This window comes from Thiolapillus sp. (assembly GCF_048562965.1).
GTDB lineage: Bacteria > Pseudomonadota > Gammaproteobacteria > Chromatiales > Chromatiaceae > Thiolapillus > Thiolapillus brandeum_A.
The window spans coordinates 1-9,673 of record NZ_JBHNMF010000085.1; the positions used below are offsets into that span (position 1 = coordinate 1).

Sequence of the window (9,673 nt, forward strand, 5' to 3'; positions counted from 1 at the left end):
ATGGTTTTCTTATGTATCAATGCTTTAAGATCATAATTGTACCATCCTGCACCGGATTTCTCATCGTCTTTTTTCGGTTTTTCAATTGAATTTCAATGACTTGGCATTTATAGACGGGAACGACTTAGTAAAAAATTTGCATGACAGTTCATCAACTTACTTCGGCTTCAGCCGCCACCATGAATAAGGCGGGACAACTTCACTTTCTCGGTGAAACGGACCGCAGCAATGCCCACAAGTTTCTATAATGTGGCCAACCCTGCAACACGAGATGGAGTTAACAGCATTGTCCCAGGTAGACCAGTTTGAAAGCGTTTTCCGTTCGGCCTACAAGGCGGTCTTCACCTACAACCCGGTGAAACTGCGCAGCATTCTCCTGGTTACCGATCTCGGTGGTCCAGATGCCCGGGCTTACCTGGACAAGGTGAAAACCTTCATCGAACAGACCCGTGACGCCAGCCACTGCGACTATTTCCTCGTCCAGGGATCGGAATTCAACACTACCGGCGACCTGCTCGAACTGATCCCCCGTTACCAGCCTGACCTGATATGTACCTATCGCAACCTGCACAGCGGCGCCTGGCGTTTTCCCCATTCCCTGGGTGAACACCTCGATGTGCTGCTGCAGCGTACCGACATACCGGTCATGGTGCTGCCCCATCCCCAAGCCGGTTACCAAGCGGACCATGCCCTCCAGGACACTTCCGAAGTCATGGTGGTTACCAACATGCAAGCTGTCAATGATCCTCTCATCAATCATGCTGTGGCATTCAGCCGTCCCGCAGGAAATCTCTACCTGACCCATGTGGAAGACATCTCGGTATTCGAACACTACATGGACGCCATCTCCAAGATCGATGTCATCGATACCGACCTGGCAAGGGAACGTCTGCATGATCAATTGCTGAAAGAACCCGGTGACTACTTCGATTCCTGTTCCAGAGTGCTGAAAGCGCGTTTTCCGCAACTGAGCATACGTTCCCTGGTGAATTTTGGTGAACTGGTTGCCGAATACCGGCATCAGATAGAGTCTCTGCAACTCGACCTTCTGGTACTCAGCGCCAAGGATGAACGCCAGCATGCCATGCACAGTGTGGCCTATCCCCTGGCAGTGGAACTGCGCCAGATTCCCCTGCTGCTGCTGTAAGGAAGGTTGACTATGGAAAGCGCACATCACGCCGTATCGGCAGGAACGACCTATCTGTTCGCCACCATCCTGGCCGCCATGATCCTTGCCCTGGCCCTGGCCCTGGAGGAGAAGCTCCATGCCAGGAAGTCGCTCATCGTCGGTTTCTTTGCCATCGGCAGCCTGTTGCTGGCTTCCATCTTCGGTTTCATGCCTTTCGGCGATATCATCATTCCCGGCGGGCAACGGCTGCATATGCCCATCTACATCGAAGCCGTGGACTGGGAAGTCATCGCCATCATCATCGGCTCCAGCCTGTTCGTGGATGTCACCTCCCGTTCCGGGCTGTTCAGCTGGATCGCCATCAGGCTCACCAAGGCATCCGGTGGCGACCCCCTCAAGCTGCTGTGGTACTACGGCAGCATGACCGTGTTGTTCTCGGCCGTGTTGAACAACGTGACAGCCATGATCATCGTGGGATCCCTGACCGGCGTTTCCCTGAAGAAGCTGGGGTAGGACAGGATGATGCTGGGATTTCTGCTCATCGAAGGCCTGCTGACCAACATCGGCGGCCTGCTGACACTGATCAGCTCTGTACCCAATATCATCGTGGGTAATGCTGCGGGCATCAGCTTCGTCACCTTTTTCATCAAGGCCAGTCCCTATGTCCTGGTCGCTACCGTCGCCACCCTGCTCCTGGGTGCCAGACTGTTCCGGATCGGATCCCTGAAATCCGACTCCGACCGGCAGAAGGCGGCAGCACTCATCGACAGCTTCGACGAAAGAGACGGCATTCACAGCATGCCCTTCTTCTGGTTCTCCACAGCGGCGCTGGTGGCCTTCATCCTGACGATTGCCACCACTTCCATTACCCCGGTGATCAGGGATCTTGGCATGGGTTTCGTCGCCATGGCTTTTGCCGTTGTCGTGCTGGCAAGGTTCAAGCACGAGGTGAACGAATTCTACCGGGCGGTGGACTGGGATCTGATCCTGTTCTTCATGTCCCTATTCGTGGTCATCAACGTCATGGAACACGCCCAGGTGCTGGCGCTCATTGGCAAAGGAGTTGCCTGGATGATCGGTGAGGGTGACAGCGCCACGGGCACGGCCGCCCTGCTGATCGCTTCTTCTGTTTTCAGTTCCGTGACCGACAATATCCCCTTGGCAGCCATGCTGGCCAAGATCCTGACCAGCCTGAATATCCCCGGCGATTCCTCCCTGTGGTGGTCCGTGGTGTTCGGCGCCAACCTCGGCGGCAATATAACGCCCATTGGCAGCGCATCTACCCTGGTGGCAGTCACCATCATTCATAAATATCAGCTGAAACTCAGTTTTGGCGGCTTTGTCAGACTTGCCGTGCCCTACGCGCTGATGCAGATCGTGCTGGCAACAGCCTATGTGCTGCTGGTGCTATAGCATACCCAGCAGCTTCAGCATCCAGGGAAGCAGCACCGCAGTGGTCAGGGCAGACAAGGCCATGGCCAGCCCGGAAAAAGCCCCCATCTCCCGGTTGAGCTGAAAAGCCCTTGCCGTACCCATGCCATGAGCGGCAATACCCAGCGCCACGCCTTTCACCGCATCATCTTCGATACGCAGCAGCCTGAACAGGGTGGTGCCTATGACGGCACCAATGATGCCTGTTGCCACCACCAGCACGGCGGTGAGCGATGGCAGGCCACCAATCTGCTCTGATATACCCATGGCAACGGGTGTGGTTACCGACTTGGGCGCCAGAGACAGCTGGGTCTCGATACTGGCGCCAAGCACCCAGGCGATACCCAGCGAACTCAAAGCACCAACCACGGCACCAATGATCAGCGTAATCAGCAAAGGCAGCATACGCTGGCGTATCTTGGCGCACTGCTGGTAGAGCGGTACCGCAAGCGCGACAGTGGCCGGTCCCAACAGGAAATGCACGAATTGTGCACCTTCGAAATAGGTGCCGTAAGACACATCCGTCAGCTGCAGGAAGGTGATCAGGGCGGCGATGGCCGTGACGACCGGGTTGAGCAGGGGATTCCGGTTCGCCAGCAGGTACAGCCGATAGCCCATACTGTAGGCCACGAGCGTTACAGTCAGGCCGATCAGCGGCGTGGTCGAGAGATAGACCCAGATGGTCGCCAGATCAGGTTCAGCCATCTTCTGGCACCCTGGATGAGAACAGCCGGGTTGTGGCCTGCATGACCAGAGCGCTGACCGACAGGGTGATTAGAGTACCCAGGAACAGTGCCGCAACGATAGGCAGCCACTCCTGTTTCAGCCGTTCGAGATACACCATCATGCCCACGCCGGCAGGCACGAACAGCAGGGACAGATGATTCAGCAGGACGTGAGAAGACGAATCGATGGAAGCAGGAATTCCCTTGCGCAGCAACAGTGTCAGAAACAGCAGCACCATACCGAGTACGGGGCCGGGCACCGGCCACTGCAGCATATGTACACCAATTTCACCCACCAGCTGGTAGATCAGCAGCAGAGTCATGCCGTTGAGAAAGGTCATGTAGTGTTTTCCCCTGCCCTACATCAGGCGTATGGGCTCTTCTTCCATGAGTTGCAGCAACCGGGAAGCCAGCTGCAGACCGTACTCGGTAAACTGCTCCAGATCTCCCGGAAACTCGTCAGACCCCATGTCCCGCTCGTCGTCGCCATACAACACCCGCACCCGGTATCTCCCGTTTTCCCTTTGGTTGGGCGGGTTTTCCTCCGATGTGACATACAGCAGGGGATCTGTTTCGGAGACATCCACAAAAGCCATGATGTATTTGTAGTTCACCGGATCCTTGCTTTCTATCTCCCCAAGAACCACAACGGAAAAATTGTCGATTTCATAGCGGCGTTTGGGGACTGCTGTCTTGATATGTGGCGCTGGCATAGATCTTCATCCGGTAAATGCATTACAAAAATAGGGATTGAAATTCACTCCCGTTAGGCCCAAGATAATAACATAGTAAATTACTCAACTATTAACCTTTTGACGGACAATTCATGAGCGCGAAACAGGAAACAATGGAAGACCTGGTAAAAGCCGGATACGAACATGGTTTTGTCTCGGATATCGAGTCGGAAACCCTGCCTCCTGGACTGAACGAGGATACCATTCGATTCATCTCCAGGAAAAAGAATGAGCCCCAGTGGATGCTGGATTATCGTCTGAAAGCCTACAGACACTGGTTGCAGATGGAAGAGCCGGATTGGGCGCATTTGCGCTACGATCCCATCAATTTCCAGGATATTTCCTACTTTTCGGCCCCTAAAAAGAAAGGAGAAGGGCCAAAAAGCCTGGACGAAGTGGATCCGGAACTGATCGCCACCTATGAAAAGCTGGGCATACCTCTGGAAGAGCAGAAAGCCCTAGCGGGTGTTGCCGTGGATGCCGTTTTCGACAGTGTCTCGGTGGCCACCACCTTCCGCAAGCAGCTGGCGGACGTAGGCGTCATTTTTTGCGCCATTTCGGAAGCGATCCATGAATATCCTGAACTTGTCCAAAAGCATCTCGGCTCCGTGGTGCCCCATACGGACAATTTTTTCGCCGCATTGAATGCCGCCGTGTTCAGCGATGGCACCTTCGTCTATATACCCGAAGGCGTACGCTGCCCCATGGAGCTTTCCACCTATTTCCGTATCAACGAAGCCAAGACCGGCCAGTTCGAACGCACCCTCATCGTGGCGGAGAAAGGCAGCCGGGTGAGCTACCTCGAAGGCTGTACCGCACCCATGCGGGACGAGAACCAGCTTCACGCTGCAGTGGTCGAACTCATTGCCATGGAGGATGCGAGCATCAAGTATTCCACGGTGCAGAACTGGTACCCCGGCGATGAAAACGGCATCGGCGGCATCTACAATTTCGTCACCAAGCGCGGAGACTGCCGCGGCGACCGCTCGCATATTTCCTGGACTCAGGTGGAAACCGGTTCGGCCATCACCTGGAAATATCCCAGCTGCATCCTGCAGGGCGACGATTCGGTGGGCGAATTCTATTCCGTGGCCGTAACCCGGGGTTACCAGCAAGCCGATACCGGCACCAAGATGTACCACATCGGCAGGAACACGCGCAGCACCATCGTCTCCAAGGGCATCTCTGCCGCTCATGGCCAGAATGCCTACCGGGGACTGGTGCGCATGGGAACCAAAGCAAAGAACGCCCGCAATCATACTCAGTGCGACTCCCTGCTTATTGGTGATCAGTGTGGTGCGCACACGTTTCCCTATATCGAGGTTCGCAACCCCACGGCCAAAGTGGAACACGAGGCCACCACTTCCAAGATCAGCGAGGACCAGCTGTTCTATTGCCGCCAGCGCGGCCTGAAGGAAGAAGATGCAGTGTCCATGATCGTCAACGGTTTCTGCAAGGAAGTGTTCAATGAACTGCCCATGGAGTTTGCCGTGGAAGCGCGCAAACTGCTGAACATTACCCTTGAGGGAGCAGTCGGATGATGTATGGAAACACCGTGGGCCGGGCCTCTGCCAAGTACGGGACAGTGAGTGCAAGCGATTCCTGTAGGTCGGGCTTTCAGCCCGACAGACCCGGGATTGGCTCAACGGTCATATCGGAACCGCTGGCATGTTCCCGCGGGGAATCGATCAGCGGCATCCTACCATGAACCGGTTGTTTGTCGGACCGAAGTCCGACCTACATTAACTAAATAATATCAGTATTTTGGAGCAATAATATAATGCTTAGCATTAATAACCTGCACGTCAACGTGGGCGGCAAGGAAATTCTCAAGGGCCTGAACCTGGAAGTGGGTAAAGGCGAAGTCCATGCCATCATGGGCCCCAACGGTTCGGGCAAGAGCACCCTCTCCTATGTCCTTTCCGGGCGCGAGGGTTATGAAGTCACGGGCGGTGAAGTCCTTTTCGAGGGCCGCAACCTGCTGGAAATGGAACCCGAAGAACGTGCCTGGGCAGGGATCTTCCTCGCCATGCAGTATCCGGTGGAACTCCCCGGCGTCAACAACATGACTTTCCTGCGCGAATCCCTCAACGCCATCCGCAAAGTCCGGGGAGAAGAAGAACTGGACGCTGTGGCTTTCATGAAACTGATACGCGAGAAAGCGGCCACCGTGAAACTCGACGACAAGCTGCTGAAGCGCAGCGTCAACGCCGGTTTCTCCGGCGGCGAAAAGAAACGCAACGAGATCCTCCAGATGGCGCTGCTGGAGCCAAAGCTGGCCATTCTGGATGAGACAGATTCGGGCCTGGACATCGATGCCCTGCGTATCGTGGCCGAAGGCGTCAACCTGCTGCGCAACCCCGAGCACTCCATCATCATGATCACTCACTACCAGCGCCTGCTGGACTACATCCAGCCGGACTTCGTTCATGTACTGGCCGACGGCCGCATCATACGTTCCGGCGGCAAGGACCTGGCCCTGGAACTCGAAGACAAGGGGTACGGCTGGGTGCTGGAGGAGTACGCGGCATGAACCCGGTTGCGACAAACCACTGGGCCAGGGAACTGGTGAAGCAGAGTATCCCCGCGCCCGCAGACTGGCTGGGCGAACTGCGTAACAAGGCAAACGATCAGCTGGACAGCCTGCCCCTGCCCCGCCGCAAACTCGAAGCCTGGCGCTACAGTCGCGTGGATGCGCTGCTGAAGCAACAGTTCACACCGGTTGTTCAGGCACCCGACTGCACTTCCCTGCCCCGGCCCGAAAGTGAAAGCCCTTACATGCTGGTGTTCGTGGACGGCTGGCTCAGCCCCGCCCTTTCCCGCATCGACGACCTTCCCGGTGAGGTTACGCTGAAAAGCATTCACCAGGCACTCAATGACGGTGATGCGCTGTTACAGCAATACCTGGGCACGCTGGCAAACGCAGGTGAAAACCTGTTCACCGCACTGAACACCGCGCTCATCAATGACGGCCTGTTCCTGCACATTCCTGCCAGTGTCCGCCTCGAAGCCCCCGTCGAAGTGTTCTATCTAAACTCGGCTTCCGAACAGGCACTGCTGGTGCAGCCACGCAACCTGCTGGTGCTGGACGAAAGGTCAGAAGCCACCGTCATCGAGCATTTCCTTGGTGATGAGGGTAAAACCTATTTCCACAACAACATCACTGAAGTGCAACTGCATGGCGATGCAAAGCTCTCTCATTATCGCATCCAGGATGAAAGCAGCAGTGCCTGGCACCTGAGCAACCTGTACCTGCAGCAGGGAGAAAAAAGTCACTATCACGGCATTACCCTTTCCTTCGGTGGCAAGTGGGCGCGCACGGATTACCGTAGCTCGTTCAGCGGACCACAGGCAGATTGTGATCTGCGGGGACTGTACGTGGTGGGTAATGACCAGCTCAGCGACTTCCACCTGGACATTCATCACAACCAGCCGGCCTGCAACAGCCGCGAGCAGTTCAAGGGACTGCTGTACGGCAAAGGGCGTGCCGTTTTCGACGGACGCATTCTGGTGGACCAGGTCGCCCAGCTTACCGATGCCCAGCTTACCAACGATAACCTCATGCTCACACGCAACGCCGAGGTGGACACCAAGCCCCAGCTCGAGATCTACGCCGACGACGTGAAGTGCAGTCATGGCACCTCCGTGGGCCAACTGGATCCTCAGCAAATCTTCTATCTGCGCTCACGGGGTATTGAAGAAAGCGCCGCGACCCACATGTTGTGTCAGGGATATGCGCAGGAAGTCATCGAGCACATCCATCTGGGAAGTCTGCGCGAACAGGCTCTCAAACGCTTGCAGGACACACTGGAAAAACTGCCGGAATGACGAACGCTGATATACAGGACAATGCCCTTGAACAACAGGTCATTGAAGCCATAAAGACCGTGTACGACCCGGAAATCCCGGTGAACGTCTATGACCTCGGGCTGATCTACGACATCGCCATCGATGCGGACCATCGGGCGCACATCCGCATGACACTCACCGCGCCTGCATGTCCGGTAGCCGGTATTCTACCGGGCCAGGTCGAATCCGCCGTAAAACAGGTGGATGGCATCACCGATGCGGATGTGGAACTGGTTTGGGATCCGCCCTGGAGCCAGGATCGCATGAGCGAAGAAGCCCAGCTGGCACTGGGGCTGTATTAATTAACCCGGCGACCAAATATGTCGCCGGGTTAATATAACGGAGAGAGAACATGAACATCCAACTGACAGAAAACGCCGCACAACACATCAGGAAAATGCTGGCCACACAGGACGATGCCATCGGCCTGCGTCTGGGCACGAAAAAGTCCGGCTGCACAGGGTTTGCCTATGTCGTCGATTATGCCGATGGAGTAAATGAACACGACCGAGTATTCGAAAGCCGGGGTGTAAAACTTGTCGTGGACGAAGAGAGTATGCCCTTGCTAGACGGTCTGGAGCTGGATTTTACCAGCAACAACCTGCTGAACCAGGGGTTCGAGTTTCACAACCCCAACGTCAAGGACACTTGCGGCTGTGGAGAATCCTTCAACGTATGAGCATGAACCTGGATGAAATCGTCGATATCTTCGACATCCTGGGTGACTGGGACCAGCGCTACCAGTACCTGGTGGAACTGGGTGAAAAACTGCCGCCCATGCCGGAAGAACTGAAGACGGAAGAGAACAAGGTAAAGGGCTGCATGAGCCAGGTCTGGGTACATCCCTACCGGGATGAGGAACATCCCGAACGCATCCATTTCCATGGCGATTGCGACACCAGCATCATCAAAGGCGTGCTTGCACTGCTGATTCAACTGGTGGATGGCAAGACTGCCGAAGAAATCCAGCAGCTGGACGTGGATGAATTCTTCAGCCGTCTAAAGCTGGACGAACACCTCTCGCCCAACCGCCATTTTGGCATCTATGCCCTGGTGGAACTGATGAAGAAACAGGTGGCTGATCTTCAGTAGATAGCCACATACATCGCCGTGATGCGATCCATCTGTTTCAGGATATTGTCTAGTGAACGCGTCACGAGGGATGGAATGAATTTTCCGCCACGGATACTGAAACTGATTTTGAAGGTGTTCCAGTCGGTCTGCACCTTGTCCAGCGCCTCATTGATTTCCGGCGTATTCTCAGGAGCCTTCTTCAGGGTTTCCAGGGCGTCGCTGAACTCCTTTACCGCCTTGTCGCACTCGGCGCAGTATTCGTCCGTATCCAGCCCCCAGGCCTTGAAAACGTAGAACTTCGCGATCCGCTGGGAAAACATCCGCTGGCGGTCGGAAATATTGATGAGGCGCCCCTTGCTGGTACCGGAGCGCTCCTCCAGTAAAGTGACGAACCGGTTGGAATACTTGAGCATCTTGTCTGCGATGGCATTCACCTGCGGCGCCTGCTGCAGATTCGGTTCCGTCTTTACCAGCAACCTGTATGGTAAGCGCCCAAGAATCCACACCTGTTTTCCCCACCTGACCCTGTGCAGACTTTCTCCTGGAATTTCACGACATAGGAGAAATCGATGGACATGTCTGATGCCACCGAAGGTGCGCCGTTCTGGCAGTGTAACTACTCACCCCTATCAGCATAGAGCTGTCCCGAAAAGGCCATTTGAATGGCGACCAGCGGATTGTATCCCTGATTTGCCATGGTCTGCAGGTAACTGGAGATGCGGCAATAGGCC

At 55.5% G+C, this 9,673-nt stretch carries 11 protein-coding genes and 1 pseudogene; 8 read left to right on the plus strand and 4 right to left on the minus strand.

Features of this window, described 5'->3' with window-relative positions; all coding sequences use genetic code 11:
* The first annotated feature begins 286 nt into the window (after positions 1-286).
* Positions 287-1,147, plus strand: a complete 861-nt coding sequence (locus tag ACOCD2_RS06765; RefSeq protein WP_293646102.1) for a hypothetical protein — start codon at positions 287-289, stop codon at positions 1,145-1,147.
* A 78-nt stretch (positions 1,148-1,225) separates the two neighbouring features.
* A pseudogene (locus ACOCD2_RS06770) lies at positions 1,226-2,542 on the plus strand (SLC13 family permease).
* Here ACOCD2_RS06770 and ACOCD2_RS06775 read toward each other — a convergent pair.
* The 3 genes from ACOCD2_RS06775 to ACOCD2_RS06785 are packed head-to-tail and all read right to left on the minus strand — an operon-like array spanning position 2,537 to position 3,998.
* The gene (locus tag ACOCD2_RS06775; RefSeq protein WP_293646104.1) at positions 2,537-3,265 is read right to left on the minus strand and encodes an LrgB family protein; all 729 of its coding nucleotides are present in this window, start codon (positions 3,263-3,265) and stop codon (positions 2,537-2,539) included. The pseudogene ACOCD2_RS06770 and the gene ACOCD2_RS06775 overlap by 6 nt on opposite strands.
* Entirely contained in the window at positions 3,258-3,626 is a 369-nt protein-coding gene (locus ACOCD2_RS06780) for a CidA/LrgA family protein (protein WP_293646106.1), read from the minus strand. Before ACOCD2_RS06780 ends, ACOCD2_RS06775 begins: the two co-directional genes overlap by 8 nt.
* An 18-nt stretch (positions 3,627-3,644) precedes the next feature.
* Positions 3,645-3,998 carry a hypothetical protein gene (locus ACOCD2_RS06785; protein ID WP_293646108.1) on the minus strand — a complete coding sequence of 118 codons (354 nt, stop codon included), beginning with the start codon at positions 3,996-3,998 and terminating at the stop codon, positions 3,645-3,647.
* Between the two features lie 113 nt (positions 3,999-4,111).
* On the opposite strand from ACOCD2_RS06785, the gene sufB reads away from it, so the two are divergent.
* The 6 genes from sufB (at position 4,112) to ACOCD2_RS06815 (ending at position 8,960) form a co-directional block, all read left to right on the plus strand.
* Entirely contained in the window at positions 4,112-5,560 is a 1,449-nt protein-coding gene (gene sufB, locus ACOCD2_RS06790) for a Fe-S cluster assembly protein SufB (RefSeq protein ID WP_293646110.1), read from the plus strand.
* Between the two features lie 239 nt (positions 5,561-5,799).
* Positions 5,800-6,552 carry a Fe-S cluster assembly ATPase SufC gene (gene sufC / locus ACOCD2_RS06795; protein WP_293646112.1) on the plus strand — a complete coding sequence of 251 codons (753 nt, stop codon included), beginning with the start codon at positions 5,800-5,802 and terminating at the stop codon, positions 6,550-6,552.
* Entirely contained in the window at positions 6,549-7,847 is a 1,299-nt protein-coding gene (gene sufD / locus ACOCD2_RS06800; protein ID WP_293646114.1) for a Fe-S cluster assembly protein SufD, read from the plus strand. Before sufC ends, sufD begins: the two co-directional genes overlap by 4 nt.
* Positions 7,844-8,170 (plus strand): SUF system Fe-S cluster assembly protein, encoded by a 327-nt coding sequence (locus ACOCD2_RS06805; protein ID WP_293646116.1) that lies wholly within the window; start codon positions 7,844-7,846, stop codon positions 8,168-8,170. The genes sufD and ACOCD2_RS06805 overlap by 4 nt, the downstream gene beginning before the upstream one ends.
* Before the next feature lie 50 nt (positions 8,171-8,220).
* A complete protein-coding gene (locus ACOCD2_RS06810; RefSeq protein WP_293646118.1) occupies positions 8,221-8,547 on the plus strand; it encodes a HesB/IscA family protein in 327 nt (108 codons plus the stop codon).
* Positions 8,544-8,960 carry a SufE family protein gene (locus ACOCD2_RS06815; protein ID WP_293646120.1) on the plus strand — a complete coding sequence of 139 codons (417 nt, stop codon included), beginning with the start codon at positions 8,544-8,546 and terminating at the stop codon, positions 8,958-8,960. The genes ACOCD2_RS06810 and ACOCD2_RS06815 overlap by 4 nt, the downstream gene beginning before the upstream one ends.
* Here the strand turns inward: ACOCD2_RS06815 and ACOCD2_RS06820 are convergent.
* Entirely contained in the window at positions 8,954-9,448 is a 495-nt protein-coding gene (locus tag ACOCD2_RS06820; protein WP_293646122.1) for a type IV pili methyl-accepting chemotaxis transducer N-terminal domain-containing protein, read from the minus strand. The genes ACOCD2_RS06815 and ACOCD2_RS06820 overlap by 7 nt on opposite strands.
* Positions 9,449-9,673 lie beyond the last annotated feature (225 nt).